At 49.0% G+C, this 20,647-nt stretch carries 20 protein-coding genes; 2 read left to right on the forward strand and 18 right to left on the reverse strand.

What is annotated here, in order from left to right:
• Positions 1–104: 104 nt before the first annotated feature.
• Complete coding sequence (locus AC2T0J_RS19860; RefSeq protein ID WP_489807473.1) at positions 105–3,167, reverse strand: TonB-dependent receptor; 3,063 nt, start codon at positions 3,165–3,167, stop codon at positions 105–107.
• A gap of 725 nt (positions 3,168–3,892) precedes the next feature.
• Here AC2T0J_RS19860 and AC2T0J_RS19865 point away from each other — a divergent pair.
• On the forward strand, positions 3,893–5,002 hold the full coding sequence (locus tag AC2T0J_RS19865; protein WP_489807474.1) for an ROK family transcriptional regulator: 1,110 nt from the start codon (positions 3,893–3,895) through the stop codon (positions 5,000–5,002).
• Here AC2T0J_RS19865 and AC2T0J_RS19870 read toward each other — a convergent pair.
• The gene (locus tag AC2T0J_RS19870) at positions 4,999–6,375 is read right to left on the reverse strand and encodes a GntP family permease (protein ID WP_489807475.1); all 1,377 of its coding nucleotides are present in this window, start codon (positions 6,373–6,375) and stop codon (positions 4,999–5,001) included. The two genes, AC2T0J_RS19865 and AC2T0J_RS19870, sit on opposite strands and share 4 nt — an antisense overlap.
• A 111-nt stretch (positions 6,376–6,486) precedes the next feature.
• Here AC2T0J_RS19870 and AC2T0J_RS19875 point away from each other — a divergent pair, with 111 nt between their 5' ends.
• Positions 6,487–7,029, forward strand: coding sequence for a gluconokinase (locus tag AC2T0J_RS19875; protein WP_489807476.1), 543 nt, complete (start codon positions 6,487–6,489; stop codon positions 7,027–7,029).
• Here the strand turns inward: AC2T0J_RS19875 and AC2T0J_RS19880 are convergent.
• From AC2T0J_RS19880 to plsX, 16 genes are all read right to left on the reverse strand, one after another.
• Positions 7,022–8,017, reverse strand: coding sequence for a substrate-binding domain-containing protein (locus AC2T0J_RS19880; protein ID WP_489807477.1), 996 nt, complete (start codon positions 8,015–8,017; stop codon positions 7,022–7,024). The genes AC2T0J_RS19875 and AC2T0J_RS19880 overlap by 8 nt on opposite strands.
• Before the next feature lie 167 nt (positions 8,018–8,184).
• Entirely contained in the window at positions 8,185–8,484 is a 300-nt protein-coding gene (locus AC2T0J_RS19885; protein ID WP_489807478.1) for a hypothetical protein, read from the reverse strand.
• A 32-nt stretch (positions 8,485–8,516) separates the two neighbouring features.
• A complete protein-coding gene (locus tag AC2T0J_RS19890) occupies positions 8,517–9,647 on the reverse strand; it encodes a serine hydrolase domain-containing protein (RefSeq protein WP_489807479.1) in 1,131 nt (376 codons plus the stop codon).
• Between the two features lie 56 nt (positions 9,648–9,703).
• A complete protein-coding gene (locus tag AC2T0J_RS19895; protein WP_489807480.1) occupies positions 9,704–10,228 on the reverse strand; it encodes an O-acetyl-ADP-ribose deacetylase in 525 nt (174 codons plus the stop codon).
• 13 nt (positions 10,229–10,241) lie between these two features.
• Positions 10,242–10,805: a pyridoxamine 5'-phosphate oxidase family protein gene (locus tag AC2T0J_RS19900; protein ID WP_489807481.1), complete on the reverse strand. Its 564-nt coding sequence runs from the start codon at positions 10,803–10,805 to the stop codon at positions 10,242–10,244.
• 5 nt (positions 10,806–10,810) lie between these two features.
• Positions 10,811–11,587: a TatD family hydrolase gene (locus AC2T0J_RS19905; protein ID WP_489807482.1), complete on the reverse strand. Its 777-nt coding sequence runs from the start codon at positions 11,585–11,587 to the stop codon at positions 10,811–10,813.
• A gap of 10 nt (positions 11,588–11,597) precedes the next feature.
• Positions 11,598–12,482 carry a DNA polymerase III subunit delta' gene (holB, locus tag AC2T0J_RS19910; RefSeq protein ID WP_489807483.1) on the reverse strand — a complete coding sequence of 295 codons (885 nt, stop codon included), beginning with the start codon at positions 12,480–12,482 and terminating at the stop codon, positions 11,598–11,600.
• The gene (tmk, locus tag AC2T0J_RS19915) at positions 12,476–13,096 is read right to left on the reverse strand and encodes a dTMP kinase (protein ID WP_489807484.1); all 621 of its coding nucleotides are present in this window, start codon (positions 13,094–13,096) and stop codon (positions 12,476–12,478) included. The genes holB and tmk overlap by 7 nt, the downstream gene beginning before the upstream one ends.
• Positions 13,097–14,131 carry an endolytic transglycosylase MltG gene (gene mltG, locus AC2T0J_RS19920; protein WP_489807485.1) on the reverse strand — a complete coding sequence of 345 codons (1,035 nt, stop codon included), beginning with the start codon at positions 14,129–14,131 and terminating at the stop codon, positions 13,097–13,099. It abuts the gene before it with no gap.
• Positions 14,118–14,945, reverse strand: coding sequence for an aminodeoxychorismate lyase (gene pabC, locus AC2T0J_RS19925; protein WP_489807486.1), 828 nt, complete (start codon positions 14,943–14,945; stop codon positions 14,118–14,120). The genes mltG and pabC overlap by 14 nt, the downstream gene beginning before the upstream one ends.
• Before the next feature lie 147 nt (positions 14,946–15,092).
• Positions 15,093–16,331, reverse strand: coding sequence for a beta-ketoacyl-ACP synthase II (gene fabF / locus AC2T0J_RS19930; protein ID WP_489807487.1), 1,239 nt, complete (start codon positions 16,329–16,331; stop codon positions 15,093–15,095).
• A gap of 129 nt (positions 16,332–16,460) precedes the next feature.
• The gene (gene acpP, locus AC2T0J_RS19935) at positions 16,461–16,700 is read right to left on the reverse strand and encodes an acyl carrier protein (protein WP_018981476.1); all 240 of its coding nucleotides are present in this window, start codon (positions 16,698–16,700) and stop codon (positions 16,461–16,463) included.
• 201 nt (positions 16,701–16,901) lie between these two features.
• Positions 16,902–17,642 carry a 3-oxoacyl-ACP reductase FabG gene (gene fabG, locus AC2T0J_RS19940; RefSeq protein ID WP_489807488.1) on the reverse strand — a complete coding sequence of 247 codons (741 nt, stop codon included), beginning with the start codon at positions 17,640–17,642 and terminating at the stop codon, positions 16,902–16,904.
• A gap of 16 nt (positions 17,643–17,658) precedes the next feature.
• Positions 17,659–18,591, reverse strand: a complete 933-nt coding sequence (fabD, locus tag AC2T0J_RS19945; RefSeq protein WP_489807489.1) for an ACP S-malonyltransferase — start codon at positions 18,589–18,591, stop codon at positions 17,659–17,661.
• A gap of 62 nt (positions 18,592–18,653) precedes the next feature.
• Positions 18,654–19,619, reverse strand: a complete 966-nt coding sequence (locus AC2T0J_RS19950) for a beta-ketoacyl-ACP synthase III (RefSeq protein WP_489807490.1) — start codon at positions 19,617–19,619, stop codon at positions 18,654–18,656.
• Complete coding sequence (gene plsX, locus AC2T0J_RS19955; protein ID WP_489807491.1) at positions 19,616–20,641, reverse strand: phosphate acyltransferase PlsX; 1,026 nt, start codon at positions 20,639–20,641, stop codon at positions 19,616–19,618. Before plsX ends, AC2T0J_RS19950 begins: the two co-directional genes overlap by 4 nt.
• Positions 20,642–20,647 lie beyond the last annotated feature (6 nt).

The raw sequence follows: 20,647 nt of genomic DNA on the forward strand, positions 1-20,647 counted from the left end.
TAGTCTGCATCCTACCCTTAGCTGTGATGACAGGCAAATGTGACTTAAATACAACAAAGAAATGCCTGACCGGCACGGGTGTACCGGTCAGGTTTTTGCGTCACTTAGAACGTGTAACGCGCATTCAGAACGTAACGTCTGTCCAGTTCCTGGATGAAGAACACGTTGTTAGTGCTTCGACCATGCTGACGCTGACCTTCTTCAGTCAGGTTGATGATATCCATACTAACAGTCAGATCTTCACTGAACTCGTAGCTAACGTTAACATCTACCTGCTCGTACTCGTCGACAAACAGCGGGTTACGAACAGAAGATACGCCGCGGTTAACTTCGCTCAGGAATGAATCACGCCAGTTGTAAGCAACACGTGCTGACAGACCGTCTTTCTCGTAAATCAGAACAATGTTTGCACTGTCTGACAGACCTTCAAGAGCGAACTGGTCAAGTGCCGGATCGGCGCCTACGTCGTAACCGATATCACCGTCTACGATGGTAAAGTTAGCCTGATAACCAAAGCCTGACTCACCGAAGAAGTGCTGCCACGCTAACTCGTAACCAGAGATACGTGCACTTTGATTGTTAACCGGCTGAGTGACCTCAAACAGCATGTTTGGATCGCCCGCTACCGGACCCACACTGTAATTTGCAAATACATCATCTGCAAACGCCTGACCTTCCTCGAAGTCATCTGCACCACCCGGGAATGCATCCGGATTAGACAGCAAGGCAGTCATGGTGAAGTAGTTACGCTCTGTCACCTCGATACCACGCGCTTCAAGTTCTGCAATAGCATCACCAGAAACGGTGCCAGGCTGACCTGAGGTTGGATCCTGTAAGCCAAACAGGCTCTGTGACACCTGTTGAGTACCCACGAAGTTATCTACGTCCTTACGGTAGTAACCCACAGACACCATGCTCGACTCACCATAGTAGTATTCCAGTGACAAGTCGAAGTTGTTTGATTCCAGCGGATCCAGCGCTGCGTTACCGCGGCTACCAGAACCCTGACCACCCAGGTAAGTTGGACGGCTAGGCGCGCCAACGCTGGTAGCAGTATACATCTGGTTGTAAGCAGGACGAGCCAGCGTCATGCTGTAAGAGAAACGGGCTTTCAGATCATCGGTCAGGTTAACTGACAAATCGATGTTCGGCAGCAGTGCCTCATAAGAATGCTTCTCTGACAGTGCATCGGTACCGCTACCCAATTGGATACTGAAATCGTTATCTGATAACCAGATGATTTGCTCAGGTACTGATTGTAGAGAAATAGACTCAACATCAGTCTTCTCGTAACGCAAACCAACGACCAGGTTTGCTTCAAAGCCACCAATTTCGCCGTCCATCGTTGCCATACCGTAAAGTGACATAATGTCTTCTTTAACAGTGTTGTTGTCAGAAGCAACGGCTGGCAGTTCACCAGGCGTAAAGCCATAAGCAGGCGCCACCCCTTCTAACAGATGCACTGCATTGCCAACAAATGACACACTACCCAGCGGAATAGTGGTTGCATCTGCAGGTACCGTCATACCATCGGCCCCCGGTACACCACTCATATCGAAATCTTCGAAGGCACACGCTGTACAACCAATTTCAAGCAAACCTTCAGGGATATTACCTACATCAGATACACCCCAGCCACCTAGCTGAGCTTCAGTTTCATAACGAACCTGATTCATTTCAGTGCTCATGTAGCCCACACCGAAATCAAGTTTGATATCTGATCCCTGATCCCAGGTACCATCTAAACGGAACTGGTTAACATCTGAAGTCTGATCAGATGAAATCGCACGGGTTACCTGAGGACCTACGTCAGGCAGATCGAAAATACCGTTGTTATTACCTTTCTGCGAATCGTCAATTACGATACTTGCCTGAGGCATAGCTCGACCGAAGTCAACGGTTTGCCAACCCGCTGTCGCACCCGCTACATTGAAGCGAATTACGTTTTTACCGTATGGTCCGGCACCGCCTGATTTGGCTTCTGCTACTGACGCATCAAAGCGCAGGTTCAGTGAGTCATTGGCCCACCAATCCACGTTAAAGCCAAACGATGATAATTCATCCTTTGCACCCATAACCAGGTTCTGGAAGAAGAAGTCTTTACCACCATCGATGTCTTCAGTAAAACGGATAGGCGTTGCAACTACCGGGTTGCCGTCAAATTCCATATCAGTAAACTGACGGGCAAACCAGATACCATCAACGACTGAAGTTGACTGGATTTCGTTGCTGGCGTAAGTCGCATCTGCAGTGATGGTCATTTCATCACTTGGTGCATACTGCACAGTCAGCATACCATTGATACGTTCACGGTTATCGTGGTTAACACCTAAACCCAGGTTAGACGGCATTGCAACCAGTTGGCCCTGAGCTGGTGCATTGGTAACGTTAGCCCCCTGAACCAGACCAAAGGTACTCGGAGAGTTAACATCCCAGTTATATAACTGATAGTTTTCAACACTCATGTGGCGGCTACCAGAATCACGCTCCTGATAAGAACCGAATACTGACACACCAAAGTTAGCGTCTTCGTTAACCCAGTTAGCGACACCACTCATTTCAGGTGTTACGCCGTCACCACTTTCGTCTTTAACCGCTTTAACACCAACAGACGCTCGGTTATCACCCTGTGCCAGTGGTTTTAGAGTATTGATGTTAATGGTTGCACCGATGCCACCTGAAGGCACCGCTGCACGACCTGTTTTATAAACTTCAATGCCGCTAACACCTTCAGATGCCAGGTTAGAGAAGTCGAATGAACGAGTGGTACCAGAAGCGCCCTGGTCAAGCGGATTACCCGTAATTGAGGCAACGTTTGCGGCTGGCATCTGACGACCGTTCAGTGTAATCAGGTTGAAGTTACCACCAAAACCACGAACGGTTACTTCAGAACCTTCACCGTTAACACGGTTGATGGATACACCGGTGATACGCTGTAGCGATTCAGCCAGGTTGGTATCCGGGAATTTACCCATATCTTCAGCCGAGATGGCATCAACAACACCACTAGACTGACGCTTAACGTTCATTGATTGTGACAGACTGCCACGAACACCACGTACTTCGATCTTTTCAACTGTTTCCGCTTGTTGTGCCTGAACGCCTGTGGCGACCATCACATATAGTGCCCCGGATACAGCAGTTGCTAGCTTGCTTTTATAAAACATAATTTGGTTTCCAATGAGATTAACACTTTTTTATTTATATGCGCCGTTGGGCTTAACCATCTGTCATCTGATACCCAACCGATTAACCGATGATTAAGTGCAGGCTGACCTGCTGTTGCCGTGACGCAGTGCTAAATTCAATACAGTTCTCTCAATCCGCATTGAATCGTTACAACGGGAAATCAGGTTAACCGTTTGTAACGCCCCATATGTATAGTTACATTTTCGTAACAATGCAAGCTTTTTGTAAAGCTGCTTAACTAATTAATGAAAATATGACTTTTTCAACCGGTTTGGTGCGATCTTTGCTTTATATGTCAGTAGTGAAAATTCATGAAAAAATATCATTCTAATCGTTTTCACAAACAATCCTTATGAATAATAACCAATAGTTTGGTGTATATTAAACAGGTGTTGTACTGTTAAATGATGCGACAGGAACTGCAGGAGTAAGAGAAAGATTTATTCTATATCATATATTTGTGTTTATTTTTTATGGTTTAGCCATGGTGATAATTTGTGTAATACTGGATTTTGTGCCTGAGTTATTATCAATTAGTGCAAAGCAGCAGCTAAATACCGGTAAAGCCTTTTAAGAATTTACAAAGCAGGTATATTAACAAAATATTTTACAACGGTGAGCTAACATATCGATAACAAATGCATTTGTTGCCTTACAATAATAATCAAACTGAGCTAATCAGTAGAGAAATGTGTTAATAAAAATGAAACAAACAAACCCCCTACAAAACGGCACACCTCTCGCTCTGATGACCGACAGGCAATTTTTTCACTGTCTGAAACAACACGGTCCGATGACGCGAGCCGCCATAGCCAAGAAAACCGGTATTTCCCGTCCGACGATTTCAGAATCGGCACAGCGACTGGAAAAAAACGGTCTGGTGGTAGAAACCAGCAGAAAAACCAAAAATAAACAGGGCCGCGCCGGTGTTATTTATGAAATAAACGCCGCTAAAGGGCTAACACTGGCCATTGCTGTAGATGTAAAACAGATCCAGCTACGCCTCACCGACCTGTCTTTAAAAGTGATTCGTGATCAGTGTTTTTACATTGACCCGGCCTGGCAGCAGACAGAACTGGCTGACGCTATTCTTCGCTTTATTCGTCTGGCCGTACAGGATCAATCTTCGCCCTTACTCGCCATTGGCGTTTCTGTGGCAGTACCGGTTAATTCACAGACCGGAGAAATCCTGGCACTGCCCTACTCCAAGTTCAGTATTATCCACGACATTAACTTCAAAGCACTGCTTGAGGAGCATTTTGCCTGTCCAGTTACCCTGGATAACGACGTAAACTGGGCAACGCTGGCAGAGAAAACCCTCGGCATCGCTAAAAACGTTTCTGATTTTGTGTTCATTTACTTTGGTGAGGGGATTGGTGCAGGTATCTATCTGGACAACCACCTGATCAGAGGCTCAACCGGCATCTCCGGTGAAATTGGGCATATCATGGTTAATAATGAGGAGAACCTGCAGGATTATGTTTCTAACCATCATCTCCAGCAGGCCCTGGAAGAAGGCGTAGACTTAACCGGCCACACCGCTATTTCACAGATTGGCAGCACCCTGGCAACCATTGCCGCGGTCATCAACCCTGAAATGTTTGTTCTGGGCGGCCCGATGACCAAATACCCTCAGTTTATTCCGGCGATCATAAAAGAAATTCAGCCCCGGTTGTTTAATGCTGTGAGTTTTATCCCCAGCAATGCGCCCAACTATGCACCATTGAACGGTGTTCAGGCAGGCGCCTATGAACTGGCTTTAAGTTCCTTTGGCCTGCCCTCTCCTCCCCCAAACAGAAAAAGGCACGACTAGAATATGGCGCTCACCAGGAGCGCCAGTATAAAGGCAATCGAACCTAATAGTGTTTCCATAACGGTCCAGGTTTTTAAGGTCGTTTTCTCATCCATTTGCAATAACCGCGACACTAGCCAAAACCCCGAATCGTTAAAATGTGACAACACGGTTGCGCCACCAGCAATCGCAATAACAATACAGCACAAATCCACCGCACTGAGGCCTGGCACCTGAGTCACAACAGGCGCAACCAAAGCCGCGGTGGTCGTTAAGGCTACCGTAGCCGAACCCTGCGCAACCCGCAAACAAACTGAGATCACAAACGCCGCCACTATCACCGGCAGGCCGTTATCGACCAGCAATTGTGCAAACGCATCGCCAATCCCCGCTGCACGCAACACACCGCCAAACATGCCGCCAGCCCCGGTGACCAGAATAACGGCACTCAACGGTCCCAGCGCATCATTGCATAATCCTTCGTATTGCTGACGAGTGAATTGCTTACGAAATAAAAAAAATGCCATCAGCAACGTTAATAAAAGTGCTACCGGCGTTTTGCCAAGCAACCGCAAGCTGCTCAGAAATGAGGTTTGTTCGGGTAACATGCCGGCGACCTGCAGAGTATTCACTACCGTATCGAGACAGATAAGCCCAAACGGCAATAACAGAACACCGATAACCCGGGTAAAGGAAGGTTGCCCTTGGCTGGTGCTGACCGATTCGCTATCGGTAAACCATGCGGGCAGTTCAATATGAAACCGTTTACCGGCATACATGGCATAAAGGTAGCTACCAGAATACCAGGTGGGAATGGCAATCACTGTACCCACTATCAGCAATAGCCCAATATTCGCCCCGAGCAAATCTGCCGCCGCTACCGGGCCTGGGTGTGGCGGCACAAACGCATGCATCACCGCAAACGCCCCGGCTGCGGGAAGCACGGTTAGTAAAGTTGACTGTTGCAAACGTCTGGCCACACTCAGCAGAATGGGCATCATCACGATAAGACCGGCGTCAAAAAAGATCGGAAAACCAAACAGCAGTGAAGTAATGCCTAAAGCCAGCGGCGCGCGCTTCAGTCCGAACAGGTTAATCATACGCTGGGCCAGCACATCAGCACCACCGCTGCTTTCCAGTAACTTGCCAATCATACCGCCGAGGCCAACCAGCAGTGCCACCGCAGCCAGCGTGCTGCCGAAACCCTGCATCATAACAGGAAGCACATCAGCAGTGCCGATACCGGTAACCAGAGCGGTGATGAGACTCACCAGAATTAACGCAATAAGCGCATGCACCCTGGCTACAATAATCAGACCCATAAGGAGTAACACCATGGTCAATCCGGTTAACAGTAAGACAATATTGTCAGTTTGATTGCTCGCAATATCCATGAAATCTCAGTGTCTTTAAAATTAAGTATTCACACAGCCGTAAAGCCGAGCTAAAATGTTACGCATAACATTTAGCAGAACATTTTTTTAACAAGAACGCAAGCAGACTCTATGACAGCAATCGATAAAAATGCCGGCCCCCGTTGCATTATAGTGATGGGTGTCAGCGGCAGTGGTAAAAGTACGGTTGGTGAACGTCTCGCTGAAGCTGCGGGCGCCGGGTTTATTGACGGCGACGACCTGCATCCGCCGGCCAATATAGCTAAAATGTCGCAGGGTGAAGCGCTCAATGATGAAGACCGTGCCCCCTGGCTAAAGCTGATTGCCACAACAGCCGAGCAGCATGTTACGGCAGGTAACACGGTAGTCATTGTTTGTTCGGCACTGAAAAAACAGTACCGTGATATCTTTCGCCAGCATATCAGCCGCGTTAGGTTTGTTTTTTTGGATGGCCGCTTTGAACTCATTAAGCGGCGGATGGAAGCGCGTCAGGCGCATTTTATGAAAGCCGAAATGCTGGTAAGTCAGTTTAATACTCTGGAACGGCCGGATCCCAGTGAACAGGATGTGTGTATCGTTGATATCGAATTACCCATCGAGGAAGTGGTGGCTGACATTCAGCGTCAGCTGGCGCTCAATCCACGGGTCAACTGAGCGACTCACCATCGGTGAAGGAAAAACCCAGATCAAAAAGCTTATCAGAGGGCACCTTGCCGTTGATCACATCTATAAGCAAGCGTGCGCTTTTAATACCAATGGCCTGACGCGGAGTAACGACACTGGTCAGTTTAGGTTGCATGGTAAGTCCGATATCCAGCCCGTTATAGCCCATCACCGCGAGATCATGCGGCACCCGAATACCTTCATTTCTACAGTATTGCATGGCCCCGACGGCCAAATCGTCGTTAGTACAAAAAATGCCATCCACTCTATCAAAGGTATTCAACGCCTGTTGTAACAGTTTCATTCCCTGAGAAAAACTCGACTGAAAAGGCGTGGCCACGGTTTGCGGGGTAAGTCCGGCTTTCCACATGGCTTGCTCATATCCTTGCTGGCGCAACATGGTTCGTCGGTCCAGCCGGGCCGCCAGATAAACAATATGCTGTTTGTTGCTGGTAATCATTCGGCTTACTGCATTATAGGCGGCCGCTTTATGGTCAAGCCCCACCACCATATCAATTGGCGCTTCCGGCAATTCCATGCACTCCACCACCGGAATGCCTGCCTGTTTTAACATGCTGCGGGTTCGGTCGGTATGTTCGGTCTCACACAGTATCAGGCCATCCACCTGATAAGACAGCAACATTTCAATCTTACGTTCTTCTACTTTTGGGTCGTAGCCTGAGTGAGCCAGTAAAATGTCGAAGGATTCTGCATTGGTTATGGTCTCAATGCCATCCACCAGGGCAGAAAACACCTGATTAGATAAGGATGGGATCACCACACCAATGGTGCGACTCAGCGCCCTCGACATTAACGACGGAGCGCGGTTATGGATATAACCGGAATGCTTCACCGCCTGGGCAATTTTCTCGCGCGTGGCGGGGGCGACCTTTTCTGGTGAGCGAAAATAACGGGAAACCGTCATTTTGGTAATCCCCAACTGATCGGCGATATCTTGTAGTGAAGCGCGATAGGTCATAATTGTTAACAGACGTTGTTCCGTACCAATACCTATGTTACACGTAACATTTTAACGAGGGAACCGGTATTTAGGCATTTCAGCATCCGATTACCTGCTTTAAAGTAGTTCAGCCCGGTCAGTCATGTGCATCATAACCTGCCATCGCGAAGGCAACGGTAGTGCCCTCACTCTACTTCGTCTATTTGTTTTAACTTCGCACTACTATTTTCACACCAGAAGCAGTTTTCGGCAGGCTTGCGCTTAATGGCCTGAATGAAAGCTTGCTTTGCCAGTGCAAACTGCTGACTCGCGAAATAGACTTCGCCCAGGCTGTCCCATAAATTACCGTCGTCAGCAAACAACTCCACGTTGAATAATAACAGCGCAATGGCGTCATCAAAGCGCCCTTTATCCATTAACCGTAAACCTGCACGATTAAGTGTACGCTTGTCATCAATAACACTTGCGAAGTGTTTGTATAGCACAGCTTTCTTCTGGCCTGGCTCACCTGCCGTATTCACTGAATTCGCACAATCTCGCTGGTCAGGCCGGTCTCAAACGCCGGTAGTGGCTCACCCTCAAATAAAAATGCCTCAATATCAAACGGCAGCGACATGGTACTTTTTACTAACGCGTTGGATGCAAACAGAATGACGGTCTGTTCGGCTGGGAACCAGAGAAAGTCAAAATAATAGGTACCGTTTGAGCCATTGTGACCAATAAGGGTAGTCTGGCGGGGTGTGGGCATGACTGCCCAACCATAACCATAGTGGCTGGTCCCCTCTTCGTTTTCTGCCACATGGGGCATAAAGAGCTGATCACGGTATTTTGCTGCCAACACTGATTCGTTCTGCAGCGCTCGTGCCCATAGGTACATGTCATTCATTGTGGACAAGATCCCGCCATTACCTTTCAATGGCCAGGCGATCGCAGCGTCCGCAAAGTACTGATCCCGGGTACTGCCTGTCTCGACTTCGCCATACAAATAGCCTGTAGCCGCAGGTAGGTCAGCCAGTAACGGGTTAAGATAACCGGTATGGTGCATACCGGCTGGCTCAAAAAGAGTCTTTTGAATATAATTTTCGTAGCTCATCCCGCTGACCAGTTCAATGACCCGCGCCAGAATACTGTAACCGGCATTTGAATAGGCGTAGCCTTCACCCGGGGAAAAATAGAGTGGCAAGGCAAATAACCGGTTAAAGAATTCGTCGGTGGTAACGTGCGTGAAATCCCCTGCGCCTATGCCATTGGCAATCCCGGCTGAATGGGTCAGAAGCTGATGCAGGGTGATAAGCTGTTTATCTTCGGGCAGGTCATTAAAAAACTCGCGAATTGGCGTGGTAGTCGTCAGCTTCCCCTCTTGCACCAGATGCATCACTGCCGCTGCGGTAAACTGCTTGGTCACCGAACCAATATCAAACAGCGTATCGGCAGTGATTGGCGTACTTCCCTGCCTTTCTGTTTTTCCGTAACCTTTGTTAAAACGAAGCTCGCCATCTTCAGCAATTAATACGGCGCCGCTGAAACCGTCTGCCTCAGAGGCAGTTAAATACTGATGAAGCTTGTTAAATTCAGCTGCATCGGTGGCCCGAACCCAACTGCTGGTGAATAACAGCAGGGCGACCAGGACTATGTGGTATAAACGCATCACAAACTCCGTTTCAGGTGTTTTTTAGTAAAGTCATAGACGCCGCATAAAAAGTTTTATTGCTGCTGTTGATGTTTAATCATCTGCCACTGAGAAACAAAACAATCGAATAGTGGCTGGTCGAAGAGGTAAAAATCAATCTTAAGTGTGGCAGCAAATTGTAAACAAGCGTTAATAGCTACTTTTGCCGCCTCCTGGTGAGGATAACCATAAACACCGCAGGATATCGCCGGGAAAGCCACCGATCGACAATCATTATTAATGGCCAGCTGGCAACTTTGTCGGTAGGCACTGGCCAGGGTTTCGGCGGGATGCGGATCCTGACGATAAATTGGGCCAACCGTATGAATAACGAATTTGGCCGCCAGCTTACCACCTGGGGTAATTCGCGCTTTTCCCGGTGGACAGCGAATGCCATCTTTCTCTGCTACCGCTTTGCATGCTTTTAGGAGTGCGGGTCCGGCCGCCCGATGAATAGCACCATCAACACCTCCGCCGCCAAGCATGGCCGGGTTAGCCGCATTAACGATAGCGTCGGTGGTAGCGCTGGTGATATCGCCCAGCACAAAGCGGATAGCCATAAGCATTTACCGATCAGGGAATAAGCTCTTTACTATGCCACTGCCCCCGCAGTTTTTCAAAATACTGTCGCTGCTGTGGGTTACCGCACAAGTTAAGGTAATCCACGCTCTCTACCAGTAAGGTGAGCACACAGAAATGAGCCGGTAATACATCCGTATTGGCACTATGATCAATTAAAGATTTTTTTGGGGCTGTCCGCTCACTACCCGGCTCTCCCCATAAAAACTGTTGGCGGGCTGCCACTGACAAACGATCCCAATGCTGCTGGCATAATGCTCTGTCATCAATTGGCGTATCCACTTTACAGCTTACTGTCATCCGGTATTGTTCGCGGGTTTTGGCAAAATACCAACAAACCGCCGCATGAGTACTGCCCTGCAGTTCAGGCACTTTTTTATTGCGGCTGTCGGTTACCACCCACAAAAGGGATTGGTTTTCATCAACCCCGCGGCAAACCACTGTGCGATTATGCGGCAGGCCATCACTGTCTACCGTTGCCAGCTGAAAGTAGCGGCTTTCCGGCATATCCCGGGTTTTATCGAGACTTTTTAACAGTAACGCGCCCCAGTCAGACATGCCGTTTAACTATTCGCTTTAATGCCGGAAAACAGCCGATAAAAATTCGCTGTGGTGGCTATTGCCAGTTCATCCACACTGATACCGCGTAGTTCGGCAATAAACTCAGCCACTTCTACCACATAGCCAGGCTGATTGGGTTTACCGCGATGGGGCACCGGCGCCAGCCAGGGGGAATCAGTTTCAATGAGCAACCGATCAAGCGGGATAGCTTTCGTCACCGCCTGCAATTCAGCGGCAGACTTGAAGGTAACGATACCGGAAATGGATATATAAAAGCCCATTTCCATGGCCGCCTGCGCCATGGGAAGATCTTCGGTGAAGCAATGCAGCACACCAATGGTATGGTCTGCTTTGTACTGGTTTAATAAGGCGATGGTATCTTCGCGGGCATCCCGGGTGTGAATGATCAGCGGCTTATTGGTTTCGTTGGCGACTTTGATATGGTCGATAAACGACTGGATCTGCACCTCACGGGTATCTTCGCTGTAATAATAATCCAGTCCGGTTTCGCCAATGGCAATCACCTTATCGCTACTGGCAGCAGCCAGTAAGGTGTTGTAATCGCAGGCATCTTCCTGGTGCAACGGATGCACACCACAGGAGACTGACACATCATCAAAACCGCTGACCGTATCAAGCATTTGCGGGTAGTCTTTTACGGATACCGACACACAAAGGAAATGCTCAACCCCGCGTTGACGAGCGAAGGCCAGCGTTTCTGCCAGCTCTTCATTATTTTGTTTCAGGCGGTCGAGATGACAATGGGAATCTACAAACAAAAAAAGCTCCTTAGGCTTGTTTCAGGAATGAAAAAATCTGACTCAACAGTAGCACTTTATTGACCCCGGGGTGACGCACCCGGACAGCATAAGCAATACAATGCCGATAGCACTGCAAGTGTTCTTTACGCTGCGTTTTACAGTATTGATCATGATAATATTGCTGACACCAGTAAATCACCTGTTCCGCATGCTCCTGCCATTTAGCAGCGACTTCCGTGACATCCTGATTGTTACTCAGCAAAGCTTCGAGGCCGTCGAGAAAATCACGGTAACTCAGCGCCGTTTCGTCAGTTAATGCCTGCGCAACACGCAACGGTGCGTTACCGTAAGCGTTGAGTAACGCCTGCTCAACCTCACCATGTCCCTGGGTAGCCAGCCAGTTAAGACTTTGCTCTGCGGACGGTGTTGCAATGACGTGCTTTTCACAGCGGCTTAGAATGGTCGGCAGTAATCCGGCTATCCGGTGCGTTAATAGCAACAAATAAGTATTATCGGTGGGCTCTTCCAGGGTTTTTAGTAAGGCATTGGAGGCCGCTTCGGTCATCCGCTCGGCCGCCGGAATGATCAGTACTTTATGCCGGCCAATCTGCGCCGTGGTATTTAATTTGCCGATAGCTTCACGAATTGCATCGACCCCGAGTTGCTTATCACTTTCCAGTACATAGCGGTCCGGGTGAGTGCCGGCTTCAATAAGCTTACAGCTTTGACAAACACCGCAAGCGCCCTGACTGACAGGTTGCAGACATAACACCGCCTGCATCAGTGCATCAGCCAACTCGCGTTTGCCAACGCCCTTGGGGCCACTGAGTAAAATACCGTGATGCAGTGTGTTGGTCTGAAAACGATGGACCAGTTGTTGATAGCGTTCGGTTAACCACGGTAACACTAGCATGAAAGATACTGCTCCAGAGTACGTTGTACATCCTGGTGGACATCTGCCATCGGCTGCATGGCATCAATGGTAATAATGCTGTTATCGGCGTCAGCCAGTTGCAGATAGCGGGCCCGGGTGCGCTCGAAAAAGCCCAAACCGGCTAACTCAATGCGATCCAGCTCACCACGGCCGCGGGCACGTTCCAGGCCCACAGCAGGCTCGACATCCAGATACAGGGTAAGATCAGGTTTAAAACCTCTTAAAGTGATATCACGGAGCGCCGACAGCGTGGTCTGCGCAATTTTGCGACCACCGCCCTGGTAGGCCTGCGAGGATAAATCGTGACGATCACCAATAACCCAGTTGCCTGCCGCCATGGCAGGTTTAATTACGTTGGCCAACAATTGCGCCCGTGCAGCATACATTAGCATCAGCTCGGTTTCTTCCACCACGTTTTCCTGCCAGTTTTGCTTTACGCAGTCGCGAATAGCCTCTGCCATGGGCGTACCACCGGGTTCACGGGTCGTCACCGTAGTAAAGCCTTTAGCCTTCACCGCTTGTTCTACCAGTGCAATCACTGAACTCTTGCCGGCCCCTTCGAGGCCTTCAACGACGATAAACTTACCTGACATCTATGGTTGTCCGTCCTTTCGGTTTAGCTGGAACTCTCGTACCGCTTGATTATGTTCTTCTAATGTATTGGAAAACTGATGGCTGCCATCACCACGAGCCACAAAATAGAGCTCCGACGTCAGAGCCGGCTGCAAGGCCGCATCAATGGCCACCCGGCCAATCATAGCAATTGGACCGGGCGGTAACCCTTTATGTACGTAGGTATTGTAAGGATTATCTTCACGTAAGTGCTTGCGGGTCAGATTACCATCGAACCGTTCGCCAAGGCCGTAAATCACCGTTGGATCGGTTTGCAACCGCATGTTCTGTTCAAGACGATTGACAAATACACCGGCAATTCGGGCCCGCTCTGAGGCAAGTGCTGTTTCCTTTTCAATAATTGACGCCATGGTTAACACATCTACCGGTGCCTCATAGGGCAATCCTGGCTCGCGTTTAGCCCACTTTTCCAGCAAATAATCCCGCATGGCAGCAGACGATCGCTTGAGAATTTCGCTGGCTGGCGTCTGATTAGTAAAGTGATAGGTATCAGCTAACAGCAGGCCTTCAAGACTCTTCAGTGGCTCAGCGCTGTAAGGTTGCCATTCATTAATAAGGTGCTGAACAAGCGCCTCCTCATTAGCAATGAGGTCGGCTTTGAGGCGCGGGTGCGCTTTAAGTGTTGCCAGCCACTGCGGGTAGGTTTGCCCTTCAATCAGGCTAATCTCAAACTGAACCTCCTCCCCTCGGGAAAGTAGTTCGAAGGCATCCGCCAGTGTTAATGGTGGCTCAAATGCATAGGTCCCTGCCAGAATAGGCTGACCGCCATAAACCAGCTTAAGCCACAACCGGGCTGCCAGCGTCGGCATGGGAAGCCACCCCTGCTGCTCAAAGCGCATCAGCGTTTCAATTGCACCCTGACCTGGTGCCAGGGTAAATAACTGGCGTTCATCTATTTTCAACGGTTTGGCAAACTGCTGGTGCAACCAGCCCATGGTTGCCATAGCACCGCCCACCACAATGATTAATCCTAATGCCAGTTTACGCAGCACCATACTCTCCTGCATAAGCCGGTGCCAGTGAATTATTTAGTGAAAGCACCGGCGTTATGGCCAGTTCCCGTTTGGATTCACCTAAAGTGAGGGTTTTCACCGGAACGACTTGCATCAGCGCATTGGATAAAAACATCGCATCGACGTGAGCGATCTCAGTTAACTGCTGTTCTATGATGTTGATATCGGGCCGGTGGGCCAGGATAAACTGCCGCATAACGCCATTTACACCAGCCAGCGCCAGCGATGAAGTAAACCACTGCTGGCCAACCAGCCAGAACAGATTTGCGGCACTTGCTTCAATGACATTTTGCTCAGTGTCGGTCACGATAGCGTCGTCAAAGTCGGTATAGGCCAGGGCTTGCTTAATGAGAACCTGCTCTAAACGATTGGCGTGCTTTAATCCGGCCAGTAAAGGTTGTCTGGCAAGCGTGACCGGAACGGTACCTACATGGATACCCTGTTGTTGCCAGCTTTGATAAACCACAGGTACGTCATGCCAGCTCACTGCAACGTTTATTTCAGGATCGGCCCGCCGCGCATAGCCACGGCCACCCTGCCCGGCACCGATGAGCACTTTCAATACACCATCACTACGTTGCCGCAACGCCACGGCAATCACCTCATGAATGGCTGTCGCCTCGACTGTCAGGCCAAGTGTCTGACTGTCATTAACCAGACGGTCTATATGCCGGTGTAATAAGGCGACTTTGCCGTCCACCACCCGCATGGTGGTAAACGTACCGTCACCATAATTGGCCAGTCTGTCATTAAGGGCAAATTGTTGCAGTGGAGCCAGTCCATTGGGATCAGTCATACAGCGCGTTCGGCAGTCACCGGGTTAGTCAGGTTCAGTCGAGTATTGTATCAGCAATTCTGTTAATACCAAGTCGCAGCAGAACATGGTTTTCACAGCAAAGAAAAAGGGAGCCCACGGCTCCCTTTGCACAGTGTTGATATCAGTTTAAGGACGCTTGAAAATCAAGCTGCCATTGGTGCCGCCAAAGCCAAAAGAGTTACAAAGTGCGTACTCTTCCTCAAAAGCTTTGGCTTTATGCGGGACAAAATCCAGATCGCAGCCTTCACCTGGTTCGTCCAGGTTAATGGTTGGCGGTGCCAGCTTGTCGCGCAGGGCCAGAATAGTGAATATCGCTTCCACCGAACCGGCAGCTCCGAGCAAATGCCCTGTCATAGACTTGGTCGAGCTGACCAGTACATTGTAGGCGTTATCGCCAAATACGCTTTTCACCGCCGACACTTCAGCAATGTCACCCGCCGGTGTGGACGTACCGTGAGCGTTGATATAACCAATCAGGCTCGGGTCAATTTTGGCATCGCTAATAGCATTAACCATCGATGCTGCAGCGCCTTCGCCATTCTCTGGTGGTGATGTCATATGATACGCATCGCCACTCATACCAAAGCCTACCAACTCAGCATAAATGGTGGCACCACGGGCTTTAGCGGCTTCATATTCTTCGAGCATCACTACACCGGCACCTTCGCCCATAACGAATCCGTCACGGTCTTTGTCCCAGGGACGACTGGCTTGCTGCGGCGCATCGTTGCGTGAGGACAATGCGCGGGCTGATGCAAACCCTGCCATACCCAGCGGAGTAATAGACGCTTCTGCACCACCGGCCAGCATCGCATCGGCATCACCGTAAGCGATTGTCCGGGCCGCTACACCAATGTTGTGTACACCTGTGGTACAGGCGGTCACGATATTCAGGTTAGGCCCTTTAAGCCCTGCCATAATCGACAAAAAACCGGAAATCATATTGGTTATCGTAGAAGGCACAAAGAACGGTGATACCCGACGAGGGCCACTGTTAACCAGCTTAGAGTGGTTTTCTTCGATAAGCGCCAGACCGCCAATACCTGAACCGATGGCAATGCCCACGCGAGATGCATTTTCAGGCGTTATCTCAAGACCAGAGTCCTGCAATGCCTGCTTGCCCGCGGCAATACCCAACTGGATAAAGCGGTCCATTTTCTTGGTTTCTTTTTTATCGATATAGTCTTGCGGATCAAAATCATTAATTTGACCAGCAAACCGGGTGGAATAGTCACTGCAATCAAAATGGGTAATATCGCCAATCCCGCTTTCGCCAGCCAGAATTCGGCGCCAGGTTTTGTCGGTAGACAAACCTAAAGGGGACAGCGTACCCAAGCCAGTAACCACTACGCGACGTTTTGTCACAGAATGTCCTCGCATTGGAACTAATCAGAAAAACTCAACGATAGCGCCAGAAAGCGCACGTTGAGCTATAACAATACATACAAAAACGGCTCCGTTACAGAGCCGTTTTTCACCATCTAAAAAAGAAGCTTACGCGTCTTTATTAGCGTTGATGTAGTCAATCGCAGACTGAACAGTAGTGATTTTCTCTGCTTCTTCGTCTGGGATTTCAGTGTCGAATTCTTCTTCCAACGCCATTACTAACTCAACAGTGTCAAGTGAATCAGCGCCCAGATCATCAACAAAAGATGCTTCGGATTTTACTTCTTCTTCTTTAACACCAAGCTGCTCAACGATGATTTTTTTAACGCGCTCTTCAATGTTACTCATAATTCTAGGTTTCCCTTAACGTCACTAGATACAAAAATTGTCGCTAGTTTATTTTGCAATATTATCGCTTGCAAGCGACCAGCTAAAACAATCTATCTGGTCAAACCAGCAACCAACCAAGTTTAATCAACAAGATTTTAACATTCAAGGCTTTCTCTGTCTGTGTGTCAATGCAAAACTGCAAAAATCACCCAAATAGAGTTAGCCCATGTACATACCACCATTTACATGGATGGTCTCACCAGAGATATACGCCGCACCGTCGCTCACCAGGAACGCAACCGTGGCAGCCACTTCTTCTGGCTGACCCAAACGATTTGCCGGTATATCTTTGAAAATGGCTTCGCGCTGCTCGTCACTCAGGGCTTTGGTCATATCGGTATCGATAAAGCCAGGTGCAACAACGTTTACCGTAATGCCACGAGAAGCTACTTCGCGCGCCAGCGATTTAGAAAAACCAATGACACCGGCTTTTGCCGCCGCATAATTAGCCTGACCAGCATTACCCGAACTACCCACTACTGACCCAACATTTACAATGCGGCCACAGCGTTTCTTCATCATTCCACGCAAAACGGCTTTTGACAATGAAAAGATAGCGGTCAGATTGGTATCAATTATCGCCTGCCATTCTTCATCTTTCATTCTCATTAGCAGATTATCACGTGTGATACCTGCATTATTGATCAAGATCTCAACCGCGCCAAATTCCTCGTTGATGGCTTTAACCAGCGCATCCACGGCACCTTCTTCGGTGACATTCAGCTTCATGCCTTTACCGCCGGAAGCCTGCAGGTATTCGGTGATAGCGTCAGCGCCGCCGTCGCTGGTAGCCGTACCAATTACGATAGCCCCCTGCGCTGCTAATTGCGTTGCTATCGCTTTACCAATACCACGACTGGCACCAGTGACCAGGGCAATTTTACCTTGTAAATCGCTCATTTGAAAAAAATTCCTATTATTCTGCCTGCCAACTCGCCACCGTTTCCGGTGTATTGACAGCAATATAACTTACAGATTTGACAATACGCTTACCAAGCCCCGTAAGGACTTTACCCGGACCGACTTCGATAATGGTATCAATCCCTTCAGCGGCCAGAAACTCCACGGTTTTAGTCCACTGAACAGGGCAATACAACTGCCGAACCAAAGCACTGCGAATACCCGAAGGGTCTGATTCAACCGCTACATCCACGTTATTAACTACTTTTACCGACGGGGCGGCAATAGCGATGGCTTCCAGCTTGTCATCCAGATGATCGGCTGCCGGGCGCATTAATTCACAATGTGAAGGGACGCTGACTGCCAACGGTAACGCACGCTTTGCACCAGCTTCTTTACAAGCGTTAGCAGCTTGCTCCGCGGCATTTTTCTCACCCGCGATCACGACCTGACCCGGCGAGTTATAGTTAACCGGAGAGACCACATCGCCGGTGGCAACGGCAGTGTCTTGACAAATTTCAGCAATGCTGTCGTCATCCAGGCCAATAATGGCATACATAGCACCCGCTCCGGCAGGCACAGCTTGTTGCATAAACTCACCACGAGCTTCAACCAGCTTCACTGCTTCAGCGAAATCTAATGCACCTGCACACACCAGCGCAGAATATTCGCCCAGACTATGACCGGCCATGTACTCCGGCGCAATACCCTGCTCTTCCAGTAAGCGATAAATAGCAACACTCGCCGTAAGCAATGCCGGCTGAGTTACCTGAGTTTCGTTTAACTTACTGTCGGGGTCGTTTTGTACTACGTCCCACAAATCATAACCCAGCGCTTCAGAGGCTTGCGCAAAAGTATCAAGAATTGACGGATGTACGTCGGCCAGCTCTTTGAGCATGCCAACCGCTTGAGAGCCCTGTCCAGGGAACACACAGGCGATACGAGTCATAAAGCATCCTTATAATTGTTCTAATTCAGGTGATGTTGGCTGCCAACTCACCATGGCATTTGTTAATACCTAACTAAAGCAGAAGCCCAGGCAAAACCACCGCCGAATGCTTCCAGCAATAAATGTTGTCCACGTTTAATCCGGCCATCACGAATGGCTTCGTCCAGCGCGGTAGGCACAGTCGCTGCTGACGTATTGCCGTATTTCTCCAACGTCAGCACAACCTGGTCCAACGACATATCCAGCTTTTTGGCTGTCGCTTTAATAATTCTGAAATTGGCCTGATGTGGTACCAGCCAGTCCAGATCGCTTTTTTGCATATTGTTGGCAGACAGCGTTTGCTCAACAATTTCAGATAACTTGGTCACCGCTACCTTGAAAACTTCGTTGCCTTTCATTGAGCCCCAGTTTTCATGGATAGACTCCGGATTCATTTTATCCGGATTGCCAATTTTTAACAGATCGCTATAAGAGCCGGCCGCATTAATATGTGTAGACAAAATGCCTGGCTCGTCACTGGCTTCGACTATGGTAGCACCTGCAGCATCACCAAACAGAATAACCATGGTGCGATCCGCAGGATTGATATGCCGACTCAAACAATCGGCCCCCACCACCAGAACTCGCTTAACCATACCAGTTTTTACATACTGGTCGGCAATGCTCAGGGCATAGCAATAACCAGCACAAGCCGCCGCTACGTCGAAAGCAGGGATATTATCGATGTTCAGGATATTTTGAATTTCGCAGGCTGTGCTGGGTAAAGCATGACGACCAGAGGTAGTCGCACAAACAATCATGTCGATGGAAGCCGCATCAATACCGGCCGCTTCAATGGCTTTCTTGCTGGCTTCTGCCCCCATGGTTGCAGCGGTCTCATCCGGACCTATAATTCTGCGTTCTTTAATGCCGGTTCGGTCTGTGATCCATTCGTCACTGGTGTCCACCATCAACTCTAAATCGGCATTGGTACGTACGTCGCTAGGATAATAGCTACCCGTACCTATTATACGAGAGTATTTGCTCAAAGTTGCTCCAATAAAACGGTTTCTATTTTACTTTTTATTTTTTCAGGCACGTTCATCTCAGCTTCTTGCTTGGCCTGCAATATGGCGTAATAAAACGCTTCTGCTGAAGCATTGCCGTGACTCTTGATGACAATGCCGCGCAATCCTAACAGACTGGCTCCATTATACTGGTCGGGGTTCACACGATTGTAAACTGTTTTTAGTAAGGGCAAGGCAATTCGCGCCATCATACGGCTGAAAAAATTGGCCTGAGACTGCCGTTTTACTTCATTAATAACGAGCTTAGCCAGCCCTTCGCAGGATTTCAGTGCAATGTTACCGGTAAACCCGTCAGTGACAACCACATCGGCGTAATCGGTAAAGATATCATCACCCTCTACATAGCCAATGTAGTTTATGCCTTTGGCATTTTTGAACAACTGATCGGCATACTTAACCTGAGCATTCCCTTTTATGTCCTCTTCCCCTACATTGAGCAACGCTACACGGGGTGACTCGATGCCACTGATTTGTTCAGCCAGAACCGATGCCATTACGCCATACTGAAACAGGATTTCAGAGGTACAATTTACGTTGGCCCCCAGGTCGAGCAAAAATACCCGGTGATGACTGGCGGTAGGCATATCTGAAACCAGCGCTGGACGGTCGATTCCGGGCAACGTCTTGAGTAAATAGAATGCCATGGTCAGTAACGCACCGGTGTTGCCGGCACTGACGCACGCATCCGCTTCACCAGATTCAACCAGCTGCAGTGCTTTCCACATGGAAGATTGCTTTTTATTACGTAATGCCGAGGTCGGTGGCTCGCCCATTTCAACGACTTGTTCACAGTGATGAACTACAACACGTTGGCGTTGATCGTCGGTCAGGGATTCCAGCGCGGGAAGTATAGTGTTCTCATCACCGCACAAAATAAACTGTGCATCAGTAATGGACTGAATTGCTTTTTGGACGGCGGAAAGGATAACAGGGGGACCATGATCGCCCCCCATGATATCTAACGCAATGGTTAGTTTAGACAAAATGTC

The sequence above is a fragment of the Alteromonas sp. ISO5 genome (genome assembly GCF_058105165.1).